Genomic DNA, 19,474 nt, shown 5'->3' with positions numbered 1-19,474 from the left:
GAGGAAGTGATGGCAAAAAATCGACCAAGGTAAACCTTGGCCGATTTGTTTTATTTAACGCTTGTCGAGCTTCATATGAAGCAGCGGGAAGGGATTGCCCTGGCCGTCGAGCGCGGAACGGCCGGTGATCTCAAAACCGTAGTGGCGGTAAAATCCGCTGGCCTGCGAGTTTTGCTCATTAACGTCCAGCAACAGCTCATCGTGCAGCGTTTCAGCATGCGCCAGCAGCGTTTTGCCGACCCCTTTGCCGCGCTGTTCCGCATCGATAAACAGCATTTCCACCTTGTTGCCGCTCAGCCCGATAAAACCGCAAGGGTGACCGGGGCGATCTTCCGCCACCCAAACGTCGACCGCCGGCAGGTAATCGTGCAACACCAGCGGGAACAGTTGGGCAATGTTATCTTCGGTCAGAAAGTGGTGGGTGGCGCGCACCGAACGCTGCCAAATATCTGCCAGTTGCGCGTTGTCTTCCGCCGCGCGTGCTCTGAGGGTAATCATCGAAGTCTCTGCTATCTAAGTTGAAGAAAAACAAAAATTAGATAGAGGTTTTGTGGGGTTAATGCCGAATTAACGTGGGTTAACGCCCTGCAAAAACGCCTCTGCAGTGAGTCGGACAGAAAATGTAATTCAGTGCGGTGTCCGTTTCAACCGCCGCGTTGCACATTTATGCGCGCCCCCACAGTCTGGCGACGGTCAGGGCGATAAAGGCTTCCAGCTTGGGCGATTGCCGCCGTTCGGGCAGATAGACCAGATGCATCGGCCGCGGCAGCGGCGAATAGTCCGGCAGCACGCGCACCAGTCGGCCGGCGGCGATATCTTCATCCAGCAGCATGGCGGCATGCAACGCAATGCCGAAACCGGCCAGCGCCGCACGGCGCACCCCTTCGCCTGAGTCCATGCGCAGCCGTGGCCTGACCGGCACGCTGATTTCCCCCTGCGCGCCTTGCAGCCGCCAAAAATGATTGCCGTCCCACTGACTAAAGCCAAAGCAGTTGTGCTCGCGGAGCTGTTCCGGCCGCATTGGGGCGCCATGCTGCGCCAGATAACCGGGAGAGGCCGCCAGCGTCATGCGGTAATCGGGCAGGGCACGTGCCACCAGGCCGTCATCCGCGACAGGCCCGATGCGAAACGCGGCTTCGTATCTTTCCTCAATCAAATCCACCTTGCGGTCCGACAGCACCACCTCCGCTTCTACGTCCGGGTGTTGTTGCAGGAACTCGGTGAGGATCGGCGTCAAAACGCGGTTACCGAAGGTGACCGGCGCGCTGATGCGCAACAGCCCGCTGGGCGAGCTTAACAGCGCCCTTGCGCTGGCTTCGGCGGCGTCGGCATCGGCCAGCAGGCGGCGGCAGCGTTCATAGAAGACCCGACCGGCCTCGGTCAACCCTTGCCTGCGGGTGGTGCGGTTCAGCAACGGCGCGTTCAGCCGCTGTTCCAGATAGCGAATATGCTTGCCGACCATCGTGGGGGAAATCGCCATCTCGTCGGCAGCGGCAACAAAGCTGCCTTTTTCCACCACCCGCACAAACACCGCCATGCTGGTTAAACGATCCATTATAAACCTCTGGTGTTTTCTGAATGCCCTGTGGGCCACTTTTCGGCAGTATAGCGCTCTGGGATACTGGAGGGTAACGACCGTCAGTGCGTTATTGGCGAAAAATTCCCGGAGTAACACCATGCAGGCATTAACCTTTGAACGATTTGGCGGGCCAGATGTGCTCGAATACCTTGAGCTGCCGACGCCACCGCTACCGGCAGGCGCGGTGCAGGTACGGATGGGGGCCGCCGGGCTTAACTTCGCCGATATCTACCGCCGCAAAGGCAATTATGTGCTGCACGGCAAGCCGCCGCATATCGGCGGTTACGAAGGCGTCGGCACCATTATCGCCGTGGGCGTGGGCGAGGGCGTTGACGGTTGGCAGGTGGGAGAGCGGGTTGGCTTTGCCGACGTGCCTTTCTGCCATGCCACGCGCATCAACGTGCCGGTGGATCATGCGCTGCGGCTGCCGCAGGCGCTGAATGACGTCGAGGCCGCCTCGATTTTGTTGCAGGGGTTGACGGCGCAGTACCTGATTAACGACAGCGTGCAAGTGCGGGCGGGCGATCGTGCGCTGGTGCATGCGGCGGCCGGCGGCGTCGGGCAAATATTGACCCGGATGCTGGTGGCGCGTGGCGCTCAGGTTTATGCGTTGGTGTCTTCGGCGCACAAACAGCAGATTGCACTGAAGAATGGCGCGACGGCGGCCTTTACCTACCAGCAGGACTGGGTGGCGCAAATCGCCGCGTTGACCGACGGCGGTGTCGAGTACGGTTTTGATTCGGTCGGCATCACGCTACAGCAAAGCATTGACGCGCTGCGCCCCGGCGGCCGGGTAGTGACTTTCGGCATGGCGGGGGGCGAGGCACCGGCGATCTCGGCTTATCACCTGATGATGGATTCCAAAGGCGTGGTGGGCGGTGATCTCTGGACTTACCTCAATAGCGGCGCCGCGCGCCGCGAGCGGGCAGAACGGCTGTTCGCCAGTTGGCAGAATGGCGAATTTGCTCTGCCGCATATCGAGACTTTCCCGCTGAGCGAAGGCGCGGCTGCCCACCGCCGGCTGGAGGATCGCAGCTTTGCCGGCAAGATTGTTTTGCTCAACGAGCAGGACTAAAACCGCCGCGTGATACACTGGCCACCGGATAATAAAGGGGCCAGGCAGGATGGAAGCACTACGCGCAGCGATAGAAAAACAGGTGATCGGCCTGACCGGGCTGGCGCTCGGCGGCATAGATTTCGAAAACCCGGCGGGTGACCCCGGCCTGTTTGGCCCGGAGTCGGTCATCTGGCGGGTTCACTGCGATTTCACCTCAATGCTGTGCGGCGGCGTCAGTGCCTTGTTGCTGCAAATGCTGCACCCGCTGGCGTTGGCCGGGGTGTGGGATCACTCCAATTTTCGCGAAGACATGCTTGGCCGCCTGCGCCGCACCAGCCAGTTTGTCTCCGTCACCACCTTTGGCCCCACCGCAGAAGCCGAACGGCTGATCGCCAAGGTGCGGGCCATTCATTTGCAGGTCACCGGCGTCAGCAACGACGGCAGGCCCTATGCCGCCAGCGATCCCGATTTGCTTACCTGGGTGCACGTGGTGGAAAGCAGTTGTTTCCTGGCGAGCCACCTGCGTTACCGCAACCCGCATCTTTCTCACGAATTGCAAGATCGCTATTACCTGGAGACGGCGCGCGTTGCCGCCGCTCTGGGTGCACGCGATATTCCCACTTCCCGCGCGGCGGTGGCCGACTATCTGCAACGGATGCGGCCGCAACTGGTGTGCGATGAACGCACGCGTGAAGTGGCGCGCATTCTGCTGGCCGCCCCGGCGCCGAGCGCATTGGCACGGCCCTTGGGTTGGCTGGTGATGCAGGCGGGCATCGATCTGCTGCCCGATTGGGCGCAGCAGCAGTTTGATTTTTATCCCGGCACGCTGCGGCGGCGCCTGGTGAGAGCGGGCGTAGGCGGCGTCGGTAAGGTGCTGCGCGCCTCGATGCGCAACGGGTCCTATCAGCGTGCCGTACGGCGAATTAACAAACCGGCGTAAGCCCCGCCGCCATAAGCGCTCTACCCAAAATAATTGGAGTTGCATCTCGGCGGCCAGGCCGTTCATCCCCGGGAGCTTAGTAAACTAAGTGACTGGGGGGCGCGGGGGCAGCCAACACAGATGCAGCTTCAAGTATGGCGGGTCTATAGTTATTACCAATAACCCAATGTTTTATCCCCGTTTATGGCCATTTTTGAGACTTTTACGGGTGATCCGGCCACGGATGCGCTTTACACTTGGGAAAAGCCGAATTCCAATTTATTAGTGCGCAGCATTATTCTGCGCCGTGACCCCATTGTTGAGGTGATATGAACGAGTCATACGTACTTGCTGAAGTCAGTAATGAGAATCAGACGCTGGTGGCGGTGGTTCAGCAAGATCACCGGGCAGCCTATTTTTACATTTACCCTGCGGAAGAAAACGGCGAGCGTTTTCAGGTACGCGCCTGTTGGTTGCGTAATCTGGCGGCTGCGCCCTTGCAGGAAGATCGCGCCGCGCTTGAACGGGGCCAACCGCCCATGCTGGCGGCCGAGTTTTGTCGCAATCTGGAAGGGGAAGCGCCGCTGAACCCGGAAGGGCTGACGGTGGTCTGGAGCGAAAGCGACGACGGCGCGGCACTGTGGTATTACGGCCAACTGCTGGCGGTGATCCCCGGCTGGAGCCTGTATATCGACCATTCGGTGTGTTATTCCGCCAGTTGCATCAAAGAGAGCCCGCTGGTTTATCCGCTCGGTTCGGCCTCCACCAACACCCAGTATGCGCTGGCGGAAAACACTCGCCAGTTCTGGCGCAGTTGGCAGCGCGAGGAGGGCAACCCGTGGCCCAAAATGCAGAGCGATTATCAGGCGCGTTATGAGCAGCATTTTGGCCCTTCGGTAAAATACTACGCCATCGATCAAGGCAAATGGCCGCCGATGGCGATTACCCAGCACGAACGCGACGGCATTTATTATTTTCTCACCATGGGCGTCAGCATTCGGCCGATGCCATGGGTAGACATTCTGTTTAACGACGATGCCAGCCGTTATCGCCGCATGGAAATGGGCATCGCCATCGACGGCCAGTACATGACCGAAGAGAACGCGGTGCAGATGGCCAGCGCGCTGGCCGGGTTCGCGCACGTCCCTTGGGCGAAAATCACCTGGTTTGGCGAAGGGCATACGCTGGAGTCGGAGGTGGCGCCGCTGGGTTATGAGGGCTACGTACTGTCCTCGGCGTTTTATCCCTACAACGACCATCTGAGGCTGCCGGAGCAGTATGGCGATCCGGTGAACATTTTCTGGGCCAGCCCGGTATTTGAAGCCGAGCGTCTGCTGGCGCACGCCACGCCGAACGGCGGCCATGACCTGGTGAACAAGCTGCGCGAGCAGGGCGTTGATCATATCTTCCGCCCACGCCAACCGGTATGCTGAGAGGGAATTTTTCTCGGGGGATCCATCATGAAGTCAGCGTTGTTGATTATCGATGTGCAGAAAGGGTTGTTTACGCCACCGCCGGCGGATGCCGAAGCGACGCTTGGCCGGATTAACGCACTGAGCGATCGCGCCCGCCTGGCCGGCGTGCCGGTGATTTTTATCCAGCATCGCACGGCTGACGAAGAGCTGGCGCACGGCAGCGATGCCTGGCAGATTGACCCCGCATTGCAGGTGAAAGCCGGCGATCACCGGGTAGAAAAAACCACGCCGGATTCGTTCCTGCGTACCGGGCTGGGGCCGCTGCTGATCGCCAACGGCGTAACGCACCTGGTGATTTGCGGCTATTCCACCGAGTTCTGCGTGGACACCACCACCCGTCGCGCCGCCGGGCTTGGCTACCCGGTCACGCTGGCGGCGGATGCCCACACCAGCCACGACAAACCGCACGCGACGGGTCTGCAAATCCGTGCCCACCACAACGCCACGCTGTCGAATATCGAGAGCTTTGGCGTACTTATCGACGCGCTGCCGGCGGAAGAGATCCTCTTCTGATCGCCAGATAAAAACAGGCCCGGAATCTGCGTTCCGGGCCGTACGTTTTTTCCGCTTCAGCGGGTTCGCCGCAGGTCTTCAGGCAAGTAGCGGCAATTATCTTGCACACGATCTATGGACAACGCCCTAGCGAGGTTTTGGCTTTCAAATTGTTCAGGGCTGGGGAATACTGTGACGACTGAGCCGATTGTAATCGTACTCAATATAATAAAACACCGTCGTACGTATTATTTCTCGTCTGAACAGACGCTCTCCGTGGATGCATCCCACTTTCAATGAATGTAAAAAACTTTCTATGCAGACATTATCGCAATGGTTGTTTTCACGCTCACGGTATCACGTAGATTATACTGTTTCAGCAGTGCCGGATAATCGGTGGTGACTGGCTTATTCGTGGCGACTCACTGTTTTCTGTTGTAATGAGTTTTTCGATCCATTTTCAGATTGTTGTGCGATCAATATTCTGATTCTTTCCATCAATACTGACAAGGAAATATTTTCACTGACTAGAGGCTCGTTCTCGCTTGAAAGTGAAGGCGAAAAAACACATCATTGTTGCTTGCAGTGAAGGATTTTAATGGTTTTTACGCAGTCAGGAGAGGGAAAACGATGAATGATGCGGGTCTTGAAAGTAAGCTAAAGGAAAATGGTTTAACGGACAAAGAAATAATTTTTATAGATAAATGCTCGGGAAGAGAAAAGACACCGCCCGTGGAAACGATCAGGCAGCTCTACAGGATTTTTTTTGGCATGTCCGTACTTTTATTGCTGCTGACTGGTATTGCTGTATATGAATTTTTCAACTCTGAAGATTTTGTAGCATTTCTGGTTGCTTACATTATTGCTGTGGTTTTGCTTTTTCTGTTTACCCCCATGTGGCTGGGGGTAAAGGTCTTTCTTATGGTTAGAAAACATGGGATTAACTATTTGCTATAGCTATCGTAAGCAGATTTGATGGAAAGTCCATCACCCAGACCCTCGATGAGTAATGCGGGGGCGCTGGTGGTTCTGATATTTCTCACAAAATCTGAAGGCAAAAAGCGAAACAACCGCCATGAGTCAGGTTTCATTATCATCCTGGCCAGACCGTAGGCTGACAGGGCGACATCGGCCACGCTGTATGCAATCGCTCCAATTCTGGCATCAAAACCTATGAATCTGGCTGTAGCAATATACCCATTCTTCAGAAATCCCGTGTTATTGTTCAGCCCAGAATTTATATTCTTAACGCTTTCTTGGATACCATTGGTGCCGTGCAATATGAGTGCAACACCAGCAAATACTCCCACAATATTTAAATGACCAAGAGAGGCGGCAGTTATCCCCAATCCGGCAATGATCTGACCAGTTCCTAATACAACCCCAATGCCATTTACCATATAGCCCCAGGAATCAAGTGTGTGGACGAGCTCTGCGGAGGCAATGATTTTAGCGCTACCGGTTCTTAGTGCCATGTCCTGTTGGGAGATAAATCTTTTTTCTTCCCTCAGGTTAAAAAGGCATTCCCTACATTCGGATTCGCTGCCCGCCGAGTGGATACGTTCCATTTGTGCCTGAATGAGCTTGGCGATTTCATTGTTGAAATTAAGGTAAGGGATAAGGTTTTTTAGATGATATGACGATACCTGTCGGGCATAGTTCCTGAGGTTATCGGCTTCCCGCTGAGCAAGCATAAGATAATAGCCGTTGAGTCTTTGTTTATCCAGATAGTTATCCATAACGAAAATTCCCTGAAGTAATAATAAGTTTTTACCCTGTCATTGACGATGCAGGTATACCACAATCGGAAAACATGTTACAGAACCAAATGCCTTGGCTGTGCGTAAAACCGTCCTGTATGGATATGATTTTTGAGTATGTCACCGGTATGAATTTAATCCGATTAATTGCGGATTTTTATTTCTGGTTGATGATACGGGGTCAACTCCGCTGACGTCCTGTTTAAATTTTTTTCGGTGCGCGGGAAGGGAATGTCTGATGCGATAGAAAGCCCCTCCGACTTTTGCATGAGTACTGCTTTTTACAAAATTGCTGTGTAAAAATACTGACCTTTGGATTCAGTGCCCATCCAAAACTATTATGTTGCAATGCCGTCAGTACCGACGGCATTTTCAGAACGGGGTTCAGGCCGCGCTGTCGACAGTCGGGCGTTTGACCATGAACAGATACGACAGTGCGCCGATAACGGTGAAGCAGGCACAAAGGATCAGTGCCAGTTTACGGACATGCGGCAGCAAGAAGCCCGTTACTTTATCTTGATAGACCGGTTTGCCTCTCTTCAAGATTTAGCATAACGAACCAAATTCCATGCTCTCTGGTTCAATCATGTCCAAAAAGGCGTCACAGACAGCCTGTCCCTGCCAGGATGCGCAAATCGCTTCTGCATGCTGCCGGTCGTCGGCAAAGGCGAGATCGACAAATACCCCATTGCCCAGACTGACCAGATGCTGGCTTTTCCATCCAGGCTGAAGCGCAAGGTGATTTTCCACCATTCGATTATAAACGTTACGCATGTCACTCTCGCGAATACCCGGTTTCAAGCGAAATCTCCCTATTTCGATGCCATGTCCTGTTTTCATCGACGGGGTTTGTTCGGTGTCAGCGGCATAGTGCCCCATGCTGTGCAAATCGCTGACAGAAGATCTGAAACTGGAGAATTCAGGTTGATTGCCAACGGCTTTTGCTGCCGCCAGCGCGTCTTCAGCGCTGTTCCAGACGACGAGGTCAACGCGTTCGTCAGTCATATCCCTCCCTGAAAATGCAATCCAGTCGACAAATCCAGGAAAATGTTTCAGCAGGCTCTGCGCAAGCGCTCTGGCCGAGTCCGCAGCTTGTGGGTTTTTCACCTTATAGGTGACTATTTCGTAACAAGGGGTCGTCATGATGAACTCCGTTATCAGGATGATATGAAGTCTTGATCCTATGACATCACCCTGACAGTTCTTGTCAGGGTGATGTAAGCTCTTGCGATGAAAACTATTCGGCTCTTCACTTTACTTGAGCATCTTCGCTGTCGCGTACACCCGGTATCGGCTGAAGTATTGGCTCAGGCTTTAGATGTGTCTGTAAGAACTGTCTACAGGGACATGGCAACGCTGCAGGCGATTGGGGCTCCCGTGCGTGGCGAATCGGGTTTGGGTTATTTGCTTGAAAAAGATTACTTTCTCCCGCCGCTTAATTTTGATCCCGACGAATTGGACGCGATTATGCTCGGAATGCGGCTGATAGGGGCGCGGGGCGATGACGTACTTTCCGCGGCGGCAGCCCGGGTTTCAGCAAAGATCGGTTCAGTCATCGATGTCAAAAAAATAGACATTTATAAGCGACTCCCTCTCAGAGCCGTCTCTCGGCCTACGGAGGAAAGTGAGAAAGCGATGAGACACCTCGCGTTTCTCCGCCAGGCGATGCGTAAGAAACTTCAACTGAATATCAATTATGTCGATCTGCAAGGAAGAGAGAGCGACCGGATAGTCCGTCCGCTGGGTTTGACGGTATTCGACTCTGTGTGGTTATTGACGGTCTGGTGCGAAAAACGCTCCGATTTTCGTAATCTGCGGGTAGATAACATAACGTCTGTCGTGGGGACGGGCCTAAGTTTCAGGCCCGAGAATGGAAAGCTGTTTGAAGATTATCTCAAAACGCTTTAGGCGGAAGAAAAAACCTGCCCGAAGGTTGCTTGCAATGCCGCCGGTACCGGCGGCATTTTCAGGCGCAGGTCAGGCCGCGTTGTCGACAATCGGGTGTTTCACCACCAACAGATAGGATAGCGCGCCGATGACGGTGAAGCAGGCGCAAAGGATAAGCGCCAGTTTAAAGGAGTGGGTGGTATCCAGGATAAAGCCGGTGATCACCGGGGCGAACGAGGCGAAAATAAAGCTGGCGAAGTTCTGAATGCTGCCCACCGAGGCGGTCATGCGCGAGGTTACCGCCACGTGGATCAAGCCCCAGCAGGAGGTGCCGGCAAAGTGGATGCAAAACAGCGCCATGCCGATCAGGACTACGGCGCTGTAGGTGGTGGTGGCCTGCGGCACAATGGCGGTGAAGGACGCGGACAGCAACATGCCGGCCACGATGCAGATTTTGCGGCTTTTCAGCGGCGCCATGCCGCGACGAACCAGGAAGTCGGTGACAAAGCCGTTCGACAGCATGCCGGCAGCGCCGAACAGGAACGGAATGGCGCTCATCAACCCGGTGCTTTTCAGATCCAGATGGTAGGTGGTTTGCAGGTAGCCCGGCAGCCAGGCCAGATACAGCCACGCGGTGTAGTTGATGCCGCTAAAGCCGATCATCATGCCCCACATGGTGCGGTTCCTGAATAACGAGCGCCACTCGCGGAAGTTCATCGGTTCGCGCCGCGCGCTGACGCTGCCGGCATTCAGATAGGCCTGTTCCTGGGCGCTCAGGTCGATGTCCTGGCGGTTGCGATACAGCATATACCACCCGATCGACAGTGCGATCCCCAGCACGCCGATGGTGATGAACATCCCGCGCCAGCCGAAGGCCAGCATCATGGCGGTGAGGATCGGCGGGCTGATCGCCAGGCCAATGGTAGACGCCGAGTTGAACACCCCCATCGGCATACCGCGATGTTTGATGTTGAACCAGTCGTTGATCACCTTCACGCCGCACGGGTTCATCGGCGCTTCGCCGATCCCCAGCCCGATGCGTACCCAGATAAACTGGGTGAAATTGTGGATCATGCCGGACAGCGTCTGGAACACCGACCAGACGAACATTCCCACCCCCAGCATAATGCGCGGGCCCTTGCGATCCAGCAGCAAGCCGCAGGGCAGTTGGGCGATGCCGTAAGCCAATGAGAACGCCGAAAGCAGCAGGCCGATTTCGGTACCGCTCAGGCCCATTTCCTCCCGGATGGTGGAGTTCGCGACCGACAACGAACTGCGGTCAAGGAAGTTGATGATGGCGGCGAAAAACAACAGCAACATGGCGGTGGTCTGGATTTTTTTAATTCTCGCCGAACGTACCAGCAGGCCGTTTGGCGGCATCGGAATGATGTGATCTGAATAAGGGTCAATCTGTTCTTTTCCGCTGTCAACGGTAGTGGTTCTTTCCATCTTTGCCTCCAGAATTTCGCATTAATAATATTTATTATTCCGGGTATTCCCCTGGGTGGTGCATGAGCAGGCGATCGGCAGTAAGCCTAGATGGGGGGATATTTTAGCGATGCGTTTTTGTCGCGGTTCCGTGCGGCAGTTACTATTTTGCTGCTCTTTATCGGTTTTAAATGCCGCTTTGGGTGTTTTTTATCGATAAAAAGCGATCAGGCGACGTCCTGATTGATGGAACGGATCATCGATTGCTTGGCGGTGTCCAAGTGGCGATGCAGCGCGTTGATCGCTTCCTGGTCATTGCGGCAGATCAACGCGCTGAGGATGATCATATGTTCTTCGATGGCAATGATATTGCGCTGTTTCAGGTCGGTTTCATCCCACTGGTAGTGGAAGTGGAAAATCACCGAAATGATCTCCAGCGACTGATTGAAAAACGGGTTGTTGGCGGCGGAGAGGATAAGCCCGTGGAAGTCGCGATCCAACTGGGAGAACAGGCGGTAGCTGTCGCTGATGCTTTCCCGCAGCTGGCGGTGGCGGCTCAACAGCTCCCTGGCCTGCAACCAGCGTTCGTCGTCGGCGGGCAAGTTGATAAAGCGCGACAGGGCGTGAGTTTCCAGCATCTGGCGCAGTTCAAACAACTGCTCGGCATAGTTTTGATCAAACTTTTTCATGCGCCACTGGCCGCGCTTGACGGTTTCGATCAGGTTATAACGGCTAAAGTGCAACAGGAATTCCCGCACCACCAGCGGGCTGACGTTGGCGATGCGCGACAGTTGCAGCTCGCTGAAGCTGTCACCGGCGCGTAGCTGCTTCTGGTTAATCATCTGATAGAAGCTTTTCTTGAACTGCTTGTCCTGGTCTTCCAGCGAAGGGTTCACGCACTCGAAGCCGTCCTCCGCCTGTGGCGGCCGAACAATCACATAGTCGTCGCCGACCTTTTCCAATACCCCGCGCTGGTCGAGGTGGGCCAGCGTGTGGCGCACCGTGGTGCGGCTGATGTTATACATTTCGGCCAGCGCCGCCTGAGACGGCAGCGGCGAACGAAGATGGCCGCCGTGAATACCCTCAATCATCTGGTTAACCACGTTGTGCCGCAGGTTCTGGGTTCTGCTCATGGGCTGTCTCTGGTGTTTTTTATGCATTTAAAACCAATTTAAATCGGTTTATTTAGTGCTGCCTCACAGATCTGCTCAATGGCATAACCGGTCGCCGCGTTTTTATTGAATAACCTTCTCACCTGACTGGAGGAAAGACGATGACGACAATGAAAACATTAGTGTGCGAGCAGCCGACGAAATTGGTTTATCAACAGCGCCCGGTGCCTTTGCCCGCAGACCAGGAGGCGGTGATCAAAATAATCACCGTCGGCATTTGTGGAACGGATATTCACGCCTGGTCCGGTCATCAGCCTTTCTTTAGTTATCCCCGTGTATTGGGCCATGAAATATGCGGCGAGATTGTCAGCATCGGCAATAATGTCAGCGGCTGGCGGGTGGGCCAGCGCGTGACGGTAATGCCGTATCTTTCTTGCCGGCGCTGCGGTGCCTGCCAGAGCGGCAAAACCAACTGCTGCGAGAATATTTCGGTGATTGGCGTTCATCAGGATGGCGGTTTCTGCGAGTTCCTGAGCGTGCCGGCCAGCAACCTGCTGGCGGTGGACGACCTGCCGCCGGAAACGGCGGCGCTGATTGAACCCTTCGCCATCAGCGCCCACGCGGTGCGCCGGGCGGCAATAGCACCGGACGATCACCTGCTGGTAGTGGGGGCCGGGCCGATCGGGCTGGGCGTGGCGGCGATAGCCTGCGCCGACGGCGCGCAGGTGGTGGTCGCCGATACCAGCGCCGAGCGGCGGGCGCATGTTGAAAAAGCCTTGGGGCTGCCGACGCTCAACCCGGCGGATGAGCAATTTGACGCGACGCTGCGCGATCGGTTCAGCGGCATGCTGGCGGCCAAAGTGATTGACGCCACCGGCAACCCGCACGCGATGAATAATAGTCTGAACCTGATCCGCCATGGCGGCAGCATCGTCTTCGTCGGGTTGTTCAAGGGCGATATTCAGTTCTCCGATCCGGAGTTCCATAAAAAAGAAACCACCCTGATGGGCAGCCGCAATGCGACTCAGGAGGATTTCGCCAAGGTGGGCCGTTTGATGGCGGCAGGGAAAATTACCGCGCAGATGATGCTCTCGCACCATTTTGATTTCGACACCCTGGCAGAACATTACGAACAGCAGGTGATTAACAATAAGCAGCTGATCAAAGGCGTAATCCATTTCAATTAACCCGACGCCGCTCCTCAATGCGTTATGTTGAGCGGGCGGCATACGTCACTTCCCAGCCATAAAACCATCATCCCGCTGTCATAAATTTATTCGTTAATAGGTGCCCATAATGATTAGCCACTGAAACCAGAGAAATCATATGGCTCAGGCACAGTTAAAACTTGCACCAACCGATTTTCCAGGGCAGCAACCGATCTCCTCACGTAAGGTGCTGTCGGTGAAAGGCTTGGGCAAAGCCTATAAATCCCAGCAGCGCGTGCTGGACGACATCAACTTCGATCTGCACGCAGGCGAGTTCGTGGCGGTGATTGGGCGCTCGGGCGCAGGCAAATCCACCTTGCTGCATACCCTGAACGGCACCATTCCTTCGAGCTGCGGCGAAATGCTGCATTTTGAAGATGACGGCGTGGCGCAGGACATCGCCCAACTTTCCGCCCGTCAGATGCGCCAGTGGCGTTCCCGCTGTGGCATGATCTTCCAGGACTTCTGCCTGGTGCCGCGCCTGGACGTCATGACCAACGTACTGTTGGGCCGCCTGAGCCACACCTCTACCCTGAAGTCCTTCTTCAAACTGTTTGACGACGCCGACCGCGGGCGCGCCATCGAGCTGCTGCAATGGCTCAATATGCTGCCGCATGCCCTGCAGCGCGCCGAAAACCTGTCGGGTGGCCAAATGCAGCGGGTGGCGATCTGCCGTGCGCTGATGCAAAACCCTAAAATTCTGCTGGCCGACGAGCCGGTAGCGTCCCTCGATCCGAAAAACACCCGCCGCATTATGGATGCGCTGCAAAAAGTCAGCGAAAACGACATCGCGGTGATGGTGAACCTGCACTCGGTTGAACTGGTGAAAGAATATTGCACCCGGGTCATCGGCATCGCCCAGGGCAAAATCGTGTTTGACGGGCACCCGTCGCAACTGAACGAACGGATACTGCACCAGCTGTATGGCGAAGAAGCCAATCAAATCCATTGATTCACTTTTACCTTTACACACACAAGGCACCCGTAATGAAAAAAGTATTGAGTCTGACCACCCTGATGGCCGGCGCGATGATGGTATTTAATGCTGCCGCAGCGGACGCACCTAAAGAACTGAACCTGGGCATTCTCGGCGGCCAAAACGCCACCCAGCAGATCGGCGATAACCAGTGCGTGAAGCAGTTCCTGGACAAAGAGCTGAACGTGGACACCAAGCTGCGCAACTCTTCCGACTATTCCGGGGTGATCCAGGGCCTGCTGGGCGGCAAAATTGATCTGGTGCTGAGCATGTCGCCATCGTCGTTCGCCTCGGTGTACATCAAGGATCCGAAAGCGGTGGACATCGTCGGTATCGCCGTCGATGACGTTGACCAATCTCGCGGCTACCACTCTGTGGTGGTGGTCAAAGCCGGTAGCCCGTATAAAAAGCTGGAAGATCTTAAGGGCAAAGCTATCGGTTTCGCCGATCCTGATTCCACCTCCGGCTTCCTGATCCCGAATCAGGCGTTCAAAAAACTGTTCGGCGGCACGGTGGACAACAAATACAACAACGCCTTCTCCAGCGTCACCTTCTCCGGCGGCCATGAGCAGGACATTCTCGGCGTGCTGAACGGCCAGTTCGAAGGCGCGGTGACCTGGGCTTCGATGATCGGCGACTACAACACCGGCTACACCAGCGGCGCGTTCACCCGCATGATCCGCATGGATCACCCGGACCTGATGAAACAGATCCGCATTATCTGGCAGTCGCCGCTGATCCCGAATGGCCCAATCCTGGTGAGCAACGCGCTGCCGGCCGATTTTAAAGCCAAAGTCGTGACCGCCATCAAAAAGCTGGATAAGGACGATCACCAGTGCTTTATCAAGGCGATGGGCGGCAAACAGCACATCGGCGACACCACTCTGGCGGAATACCAGAACATCATCGATATGAAGCGTGAGCTGACCAAAGGCGACCGTTAATGCTGCCGGGGCTTGGCCAGGCTGAGCCCCGCTGATTTCCACACGTCGGAAACCTATTTTGAATACAGATTTTGCGCACTACTACCAACAGATCCGCAGCAAGCAAAAGCGCGAGACGCTGTTCTGGTCGCTCGGTCTGGTGGCGCTCTACCTGGGCGCCGGCAACATCGCCGAGTTCAACCTGCATACCGTGTGGGTGTCCATTCCCCACTTCTTCGATTACCTGGCGGAAACCGTCCCGACGCTGCACTGGAAGCTGCTGTTCGCCGATGGCCATACCGAAGGCTCATTGGCCTACTGGGGTTATCGGCTCAATATTCAGCTGCCGCTGATCTGGGAAACGCTGCAACTGGCGCTGGCGGCGACTATTCTTTCGGTGCTGGTGGCGGGGGGGCTGGCGTTTCTGGCGGCTAACAATACCCACAGCCCGGCGTCGCTGCGCTTGGCGATCCGCACGTTGGTGGCATTTTTGCGCACCATGCCCGAGCTGGCGTGGGCGGTGATGTTCGTGATGGCATTCGGCATTGGCGCCATCCCCGGCTTTTTGGCGCTGGCGCTGCACACTATCGGCAGCCTGACAAAACTGTTTTATGAGTCGATCGAAACCGCGTCCAACAAGCCGGTGCGCGGGCTGGCGGCCTGCGGCGCGACGCCGTTGCAACGCATGCGTTTCGGTCTGTGGCCCCAGGTGAAGCCGGTGTTTCTGTCGTACAGCTTTATGCGGCTGGAAATCAACTTCCGTCAGTCGACCATTCTGGGGCTGGTGGGGGCGGGCGGCATCGGCCAGGAGCTGATGACCAATATCAAGCTCGATCGCTACGATCAGGTCAGCATGACGCTGTTGCTGATTATCCTGGTGGTCTCGCTGCTGGATTACACCTCCGGCGAACTGCGCAAACGGGTCGTGGAGGGGAAAAAATGATCACCGCACCAACGCTCTCGGCACAAGAGCTGCAAACGCTCAAACAGCAGCACCCGGAAATATTCTCGCAGCAGCGCCGCTATCTGCGTACCCTCGGTATTATCGCCGTGGCGATCGCGCTGTATTATCTGTTCTTCTTCCAGTTCTTCGGCATCTCCTGGCCGCAGTTCGTTAACGGCTGCCAACAACTGGGCCGTTACTTTGTGCGCATGTTCGTCTGGCACGATTTCGTCAACTGGCCGTTTATGTATTACTTCCAGCAGATCTTCATCACCATCGGCATAGTGTTTGCCGGCACCATCACCGCTTCGCTTATCGCCTTGCCGCTGTCGTTCTTCGCGGCGCGCAACGTGATGTCGACGCCGCTGCTGCGGCCGATCTCGGTGGCGGTGCGGCGGTTGCTGGATATTTTACGCGGCATCGATATGGCGATCTGGGGGCTGATCTTCGTGCGCGCTGTCGGCATGGGGCCGTTGGCCGGGGTACTGGCGATTGTGATGCAAGACGTCGGGCTGCTCGGCAAGCTGTATGCCGAAGGGCACGAAGCGGTGGATAAATCCCCCAGCCGCGGCTTGACGGCGGTGGGTGCCAACGGTTTGCAGAAGCACCGTTACGGTATTTTCACCCAGTCGTTTCCCACCTTCCTGGCGCTAAGCCTGTACCAGATTGAATCCAACACCCGCTCTGCGGCGGTGCTGGGCTTCGTCGGCGCCGGCGGTATCGGCCTGGTGTATGCGGAGAACATGCGGTTGTGGAACTGGGACGTGGTGATGTTCATCACCCTGATCCTGGTGGTAGTAGTGATGGTGATGGATAAGGTGTCGTCGCTCCTGCGCAACAAATACATTATTGGCGAAGACATCCCGCTGTATCGGCAAAAAAGCCAAATCGATTGAGAAACCCTTCACCGATCCCTATACTGCCGCACATATTCAAGGTGTGCGGCCATACCCGTCGTCTTTCAAGCCGCAGCGTTGTTACCTGCACTCGCTCACCCCAGTGACTTACCTGAGTAAGCGTCTGGGATGAGCGAGCCGGGTGCCTGGCTGCAACTTGAAAGCCATGGGGGATATATCAAATGCGCACCTCCCCGGTTTACAAGCTAAAGGCAATTTAACTCCATGATCAACAACGATGTGCTGCGCAGCGTGCGCTACATGCTGAGTATTAACGACGCTAAAATGACCGAGATTATCAAGCTGGATAATTTCGACGTTGAGGTCTCTGCGATGCGCGCTTACGTCATCAAAGAAGGCGAGCCGGGTTTCGAAAACTGCCCGGACGAAGTGATGGCGCACTTCCTGAACGGCCTGGTGTTCCTCAAGCGCGGCAAGGACGACAAGTTCCCGGCACCGGAAGTGGAGTTGCCGATCACCAACAATCTGGTGTTGAAAAAGCTGCGCGTGGCGTTCGAACTGAAAGACACCGACATGCACCAGATCTTCACCGCCGTGGAGTTCCGCATCTCCAAGCCGGAGCTGAGCGCGCTGTTCCGCAAAGAAGGCACCAAAAACTTCCGCCCGTGCGGCGATCAGATGCTGCGTTATTTCCTCAAAGGGTTGGCGCAACGCATTCGCGGCGAGTAAACCGCAGGAAAAATCATCAGGCGCTGTCGCAAGACGGCGCTTTTTTTTTGCACCTTTTTTGTCCGATGATTGCGCGCCGCTGGTGCAGGTTTTTTACTCTCCCGTCATAAGTTTTAATTATAATTCATTGAAATCAGTGGATTAAAAATTGGCACGCCGGTTGCTCTATTGAATCCCATCTTGTGTACTAGATGGAATTCAGACGATGACCCAGCCAGTTAAACAACGCGGTTTCACCCTCAGTGAATGGCAGCACCATTATCACACCAGGCCGGCCGGCGAGCGCATGGCCTGCGTGCGCGCCACGCTGGAGGCGCTGACGTCGAGCCTGAGCCTGGACGACAACGCCTGGCTTTACCTTGCCACCGCCGCGCAGCTGGAAGCGCAATACCAGCAGTTGGCGCAGCAACTGGACGCGGTCGCCGGGGATATCAGCCGCCTGCCGCTGTTCGGCGTGCCCTTTGCGGTGAAAGACAATATCGACGTCGGCGGCTGGCCGACCAGCGCCGCCTGCCCGGAATTTACCTACCAGGCCGCAGAGGATGCCAGGGTCGTCGCCAATCTGCGCGCCGCCGGTGCCATCGTTATCGGTAAAACCAACCTCGATCAGTTCGCCACCGGCCTGGTCGGCACCCGCTCACCGCACGGTGCGGTGGTCAACAGCTTTGACAGCCGCTACGTCAGCGGCGGCTCCAGTTCCGGTTCGGCCTCGGTGGTGGCGCGCGGCCTGACGCCGTTCTCGCTGGGGACCGATACCGCAGGTTCAGGGCGCGTTCCGGCGGGGTTCAATAATATCGTCGGCCTGAAACCGACCAAAGGCTGGCTGTCGAACCGTGGCGTGGTGCCCGCGTGTCGCCTGAATGACACTGTCTCGGTCTTTGCCCTGACGGTGGCGGATGCCGCTCTGGTGGCCGAGATGGCCGGCGGTTATGACGCAGCCGATGCCTATTCGCGCATTAATCCCTGCACCGCCCCGGCGGATTTGCCCGCCACGCCGCGTTTTGCGGTCCCCGCGCAGCCCGAGTTTTTCGGCGACACGCAGGCCGAGCAGGCGTTTCAACGGGCGCTGGCGCAGTTGCAACGCTGTGGCGTAGCGCTTGAACCCATAGATTTCACCTCCTTTCACCAACTGGCCGAGCAACTCTATTACGGCCCCTGGGTCGCGGAGCGTACCGTGGCGGTCGAGGCGATGCTGAACAGCAATCCTCAGGCCATCAACCCGGTGGTGCGCGGCATCCTCAATAACGGCCTTAAGTACAGCGCCTGCGACGCCTACAAGGCGGAATACCTGCGTGCCGAGCTGGCGCGGGAAATTGGCCAACAACTGGCGCAGTACGACGCGCTGGTGGTGCCGACTTCACCGACGCTGCGCACCTTGGCGGAAATGGAGCAGGAGCCGGTGTTGTTCAATTCGCAATTCGGTACCTACACCAACTTTACCAACCTGGCCGATCTGAGTGCGCTGGCCTTGCCTGGACCGATGCGCGACGACGGCCTGCCTGCCGGCATCACGCTGATCGCGCCGGCCTGGCACGATCGTGCGTTGGCGGCCTTCGGCCTGCGCTGGCAACAGGCTCAGAACCTGCCGCTCGGCGCCACCGGCCGCACCTTGCCGCCGCCGGCGCCGCTGACGCCATCGGTGGAACATGTGCGGGTGGCGGTGGTGGGCGCTCACCTCAGCGGTATGCCGCTGAATGCCCAGCTTACCCAGCGCGACGCGGTATGGGTGGAGCAAACCGCCACCGCGCCGTGCTACCGGCTCTACGCCCTGGCCAATACTCAGCCGCCCAAACCGGGGCTGGTCAAAACCGGGCAGGGGGCCGCCATCAGCGTTGAGCTGTGGGACATCCCGTTGGCGCGTTTCGGCGAATTTGTCGCGGAGATCCCGGCGCCGCTGGGCATCGGCACGCTGCTGCTGGCGGATGGCCGCCGGGTAAAAGGTTTTATCTGCGAACCCTGGGCGCTGGAAGGCGCATTGGATATCACTGAATTTGGCGGCTGGCGCAACTATACCCGTCATCTTTCCGACCCTGGCGTTGTTGGCAGCGTTGACTCACCCCAGTCACTGACCTGAGTGATGTGCCTGCTTGCCGTCTGGCCACAGCCTGAAAGCTATTGGGTATCGTTCT

Annotated in this window: 20 protein-coding genes and 1 pseudogene; 13 read left to right on the top strand and 8 right to left on the bottom strand. The window is 56.6% G+C overall.

Annotation, left to right across the window (positions count from 1 at the left end; all coding sequences use genetic code 11):
• Positions 1 to 54 precede the first annotated feature (54 nt).
• Both SPL01S_RS17540 and SPL01S_RS17535 read right to left on the bottom strand, forming a co-directional pair.
• On the bottom strand, positions 55 to 498 hold the full coding sequence (locus SPL01S_RS17540) for an acetyltransferase (RefSeq protein WP_063201672.1): 444 nt from the start codon (positions 496 to 498) through the stop codon (positions 55 to 57).
• A 166-nt stretch (positions 499 to 664) separates the two neighbouring features.
• The gene (locus SPL01S_RS17535) at positions 665 to 1,555 is read right to left on the bottom strand and encodes a LysR family transcriptional regulator (RefSeq protein WP_063201669.1); all 891 of its coding nucleotides are present in this window, start codon (positions 1,553 to 1,555) and stop codon (positions 665 to 667) included.
• Between the two features lie 121 nt (positions 1,556 to 1,676).
• Here SPL01S_RS17535 and SPL01S_RS17530 point away from each other — a divergent pair, with 121 nt between their 5' ends.
• From SPL01S_RS17530 to SPL01S_RS17515, 4 genes are all read left to right on the top strand, one after another.
• Entirely contained in the window at positions 1,677 to 2,654 is a 978-nt protein-coding gene (locus SPL01S_RS17530; protein ID WP_063201666.1) for a quinone oxidoreductase family protein, read from the top strand.
• A gap of 49 nt (positions 2,655 to 2,703) precedes the next feature.
• Positions 2,704 to 3,576, top strand: a complete 873-nt coding sequence (locus SPL01S_RS17525; protein WP_063201662.1) for an oxygenase MpaB family protein — start codon at positions 2,704 to 2,706, stop codon at positions 3,574 to 3,576.
• Positions 3,577 to 3,884: 308 nt separating this feature from the next.
• A complete protein-coding gene (locus SPL01S_RS17520) occupies positions 3,885 to 4,988 on the top strand; it encodes a suppressor of fused domain protein (RefSeq protein ID WP_004942081.1) in 1,104 nt (367 codons plus the stop codon).
• Between the two features lie 27 nt (positions 4,989 to 5,015).
• Positions 5,016 to 5,543, top strand: coding sequence for a cysteine hydrolase family protein (locus SPL01S_RS17515; protein WP_062870047.1), 528 nt, complete (start codon positions 5,016 to 5,018; stop codon positions 5,541 to 5,543).
• Between the two features lie 128 nt (positions 5,544 to 5,671).
• Here the strand turns inward: SPL01S_RS17515 and SPL01S_RS25740 are convergent.
• Positions 5,672 to 5,917: pseudogene (locus SPL01S_RS25740) on the bottom strand (IS3 family transposase); the annotation flags it as partial.
• Positions 5,918 to 6,152: 235 nt separating this feature from the next.
• On the opposite strand from SPL01S_RS25740, the gene SPL01S_RS17510 reads away from it, so the two are divergent.
• Positions 6,153 to 6,479 (top strand): hypothetical protein, encoded by a 327-nt coding sequence (locus SPL01S_RS17510; RefSeq protein WP_063201659.1) that lies wholly within the window; start codon positions 6,153 to 6,155, stop codon positions 6,477 to 6,479.
• On the opposite strand, the gene SPL01S_RS17505 is transcribed toward SPL01S_RS17510, so the two are convergent.
• From SPL01S_RS17505 to SPL01S_RS17500, 3 genes are all read right to left on the bottom strand, one after another.
• On the bottom strand, positions 6,467 to 7,261 hold the full coding sequence (locus SPL01S_RS17505) for a DUF4225 domain-containing protein (RefSeq protein ID WP_063201654.1): 795 nt from the start codon (positions 7,259 to 7,261) through the stop codon (positions 6,467 to 6,469). The two genes, SPL01S_RS17510 and SPL01S_RS17505, sit on opposite strands and share 13 nt — an antisense overlap.
• Before the next feature lie 405 nt (positions 7,262 to 7,666).
• Positions 7,667 to 7,825: a hypothetical protein gene (locus tag SPL01S_RS25325; RefSeq protein ID WP_232246022.1), complete on the bottom strand. Its 159-nt coding sequence runs from the start codon at positions 7,823 to 7,825 to the stop codon at positions 7,667 to 7,669.
• Between the two features lie 3 nt (positions 7,826 to 7,828).
• On the bottom strand, positions 7,829 to 8,425 hold the full coding sequence (locus tag SPL01S_RS17500; protein WP_063201651.1) for a hypothetical protein: 597 nt from the start codon (positions 8,423 to 8,425) through the stop codon (positions 7,829 to 7,831).
• An 87-nt stretch (positions 8,426 to 8,512) separates the two neighbouring features.
• On the opposite strand from SPL01S_RS17500, the gene SPL01S_RS17495 reads away from it, so the two are divergent.
• Entirely contained in the window at positions 8,513 to 9,190 is a 678-nt protein-coding gene (locus SPL01S_RS17495) for a helix-turn-helix transcriptional regulator (RefSeq protein ID WP_063201647.1), read from the top strand.
• 69 nt (positions 9,191 to 9,259) lie between these two features.
• Here the strand turns inward: SPL01S_RS17495 and SPL01S_RS17490 are convergent, their stop codons facing one another.
• Positions 9,260 to 10,618, bottom strand: coding sequence for an MFS transporter (locus SPL01S_RS17490; RefSeq protein WP_081113168.1), 1,359 nt, complete (start codon positions 10,616 to 10,618; stop codon positions 9,260 to 9,262).
• 206 nt (positions 10,619 to 10,824) lie between these two features.
• On the bottom strand, positions 10,825 to 11,730 hold the full coding sequence (locus SPL01S_RS17485) for a GntR family transcriptional regulator (RefSeq protein ID WP_062791701.1): 906 nt from the start codon (positions 11,728 to 11,730) through the stop codon (positions 10,825 to 10,827).
• Positions 11,731 to 11,870: 140 nt separating this feature from the next.
• On the opposite strand from SPL01S_RS17485, the gene SPL01S_RS17480 reads away from it, so the two are divergent.
• The 7 genes from SPL01S_RS17480 to atzF all read left to right on the top strand — a co-directional run bounded on the left by SPL01S_RS17480 (position 11,871) and on the right by atzF (position 19,419).
• Positions 11,871 to 12,896, top strand: a complete 1,026-nt coding sequence (locus tag SPL01S_RS17480; RefSeq protein ID WP_063201644.1) for a zinc-binding alcohol dehydrogenase family protein — start codon at positions 11,871 to 11,873, stop codon at positions 12,894 to 12,896.
• Between the two features lie 139 nt (positions 12,897 to 13,035).
• Complete coding sequence (gene phnC / locus SPL01S_RS17475; RefSeq protein ID WP_062870055.1) at positions 13,036 to 13,869, top strand: phosphonate ABC transporter ATP-binding protein; 834 nt, start codon at positions 13,036 to 13,038, stop codon at positions 13,867 to 13,869.
• Between the two features lie 35 nt (positions 13,870 to 13,904).
• On the top strand, positions 13,905 to 14,837 hold the full coding sequence (gene phnD, locus SPL01S_RS17470) for a phosphonate ABC transporter substrate-binding protein (protein ID WP_062870057.1): 933 nt from the start codon (positions 13,905 to 13,907) through the stop codon (positions 14,835 to 14,837).
• Positions 14,838 to 14,895: 58 nt separating this feature from the next.
• Positions 14,896 to 15,759 carry a phosphonate ABC transporter, permease protein PhnE gene (phnE, locus tag SPL01S_RS17465; RefSeq protein WP_062870059.1) on the top strand — a complete coding sequence of 288 codons (864 nt, stop codon included), beginning with the start codon at positions 14,896 to 14,898 and terminating at the stop codon, positions 15,757 to 15,759.
• Positions 15,756 to 16,655 (top strand): phosphonate ABC transporter, permease protein PhnE, encoded by a 900-nt coding sequence (phnE, locus tag SPL01S_RS17460; protein ID WP_063201641.1) that lies wholly within the window; start codon positions 15,756 to 15,758, stop codon positions 16,653 to 16,655. The genes phnE (SPL01S_RS17465) and phnE (SPL01S_RS17460) overlap by 4 nt, the downstream gene beginning before the upstream one ends.
• 225 nt (positions 16,656 to 16,880) lie before the next feature.
• Positions 16,881 to 17,345: a YehS family protein gene (locus tag SPL01S_RS17455; protein ID WP_004942106.1), complete on the top strand. Its 465-nt coding sequence runs from the start codon at positions 16,881 to 16,883 to the stop codon at positions 17,343 to 17,345.
• Between the two features lie 205 nt (positions 17,346 to 17,550).
• Positions 17,551 to 19,419, top strand: a complete 1,869-nt coding sequence (gene atzF / locus SPL01S_RS17450) for an allophanate hydrolase (RefSeq protein WP_063201638.1) — start codon at positions 17,551 to 17,553, stop codon at positions 19,417 to 19,419.
• The last annotated feature ends 55 nt before the right edge of the window (positions 19,420 to 19,474 follow it).

This window comes from Serratia plymuthica NBRC 102599, from assembly GCF_001590925.1.
GTDB lineage: Bacteria > Pseudomonadota > Gammaproteobacteria > Enterobacterales > Enterobacteriaceae > Serratia > Serratia plymuthica.
This window is presented reverse-complemented; position numbering and strand designations above follow the sequence as displayed.

Bases quoted from the DNA above. Each gene is read 5' to 3' on its own strand.
- SPL01S_RS17540 (WP_063201672.1), bottom strand. From the start codon at position 498: ATGATTACCCTCAGAGCACGCGCGGCGGAAGACAACGCGCAACTGGCA.
- SPL01S_RS17535 (WP_063201669.1), bottom strand. From the start codon at position 1,555: ATGGATCGTTTAACCAGCATGGCGGTGTTTGTGCGGGTGGTGGAAAAA.
- SPL01S_RS17530 (WP_063201666.1), top strand. From the start codon at position 1,677: ATGCAGGCATTAACCTTTGAACGATTTGGCGGGCCAGATGTGCTCGAA.
- SPL01S_RS17525 (WP_063201662.1), top strand. From the start codon at position 2,704: ATGGAAGCACTACGCGCAGCGATAGAAAAACAGGTGATCGGCCTGACC.
- SPL01S_RS17520 (WP_004942081.1), top strand. From the start codon at position 3,885: ATGAACGAGTCATACGTACTTGCTGAAGTCAGTAATGAGAATCAGACG.
- SPL01S_RS17515 (WP_062870047.1), top strand. From the start codon at position 5,016: ATGAAGTCAGCGTTGTTGATTATCGATGTGCAGAAAGGGTTGTTTACG.
- SPL01S_RS17510 (WP_063201659.1), top strand. From the start codon at position 6,153: ATGAATGATGCGGGTCTTGAAAGTAAGCTAAAGGAAAATGGTTTAACG.
- SPL01S_RS17505 (WP_063201654.1), bottom strand. From the start codon at position 7,261: ATGGATAACTATCTGGATAAACAAAGACTCAACGGCTATTATCTTATG.
- SPL01S_RS17500 (WP_063201651.1), bottom strand. From the start codon at position 8,425: ATGACGACCCCTTGTTACGAAATAGTCACCTATAAGGTGAAAAACCCA.
- SPL01S_RS17495 (WP_063201647.1), top strand. From the start codon at position 8,513: ATGAAAACTATTCGGCTCTTCACTTTACTTGAGCATCTTCGCTGTCGC.
- SPL01S_RS17490 (WP_081113168.1), bottom strand. From the start codon at position 10,618: ATGGAAAGAACCACTACCGTTGACAGCGGAAAAGAACAGATTGACCCT.
- SPL01S_RS17485 (WP_062791701.1), bottom strand. From the start codon at position 11,730: ATGAGCAGAACCCAGAACCTGCGGCACAACGTGGTTAACCAGATGATT.
- SPL01S_RS17480 (WP_063201644.1), top strand. From the start codon at position 11,871: ATGACGACAATGAAAACATTAGTGTGCGAGCAGCCGACGAAATTGGTT.
- phnC (WP_062870055.1), top strand. From the start codon at position 13,036: ATGGCTCAGGCACAGTTAAAACTTGCACCAACCGATTTTCCAGGGCAG.
- phnD (WP_062870057.1), top strand. From the start codon at position 13,905: ATGAAAAAAGTATTGAGTCTGACCACCCTGATGGCCGGCGCGATGATG.
- phnE (WP_063201641.1), top strand. From the start codon at position 15,756: ATGATCACCGCACCAACGCTCTCGGCACAAGAGCTGCAAACGCTCAAA.
- SPL01S_RS17455 (WP_004942106.1), top strand. From the start codon at position 16,881: ATGATCAACAACGATGTGCTGCGCAGCGTGCGCTACATGCTGAGTATT.
- atzF (WP_063201638.1), top strand. From the start codon at position 17,551: ATGACCCAGCCAGTTAAACAACGCGGTTTCACCCTCAGTGAATGGCAG.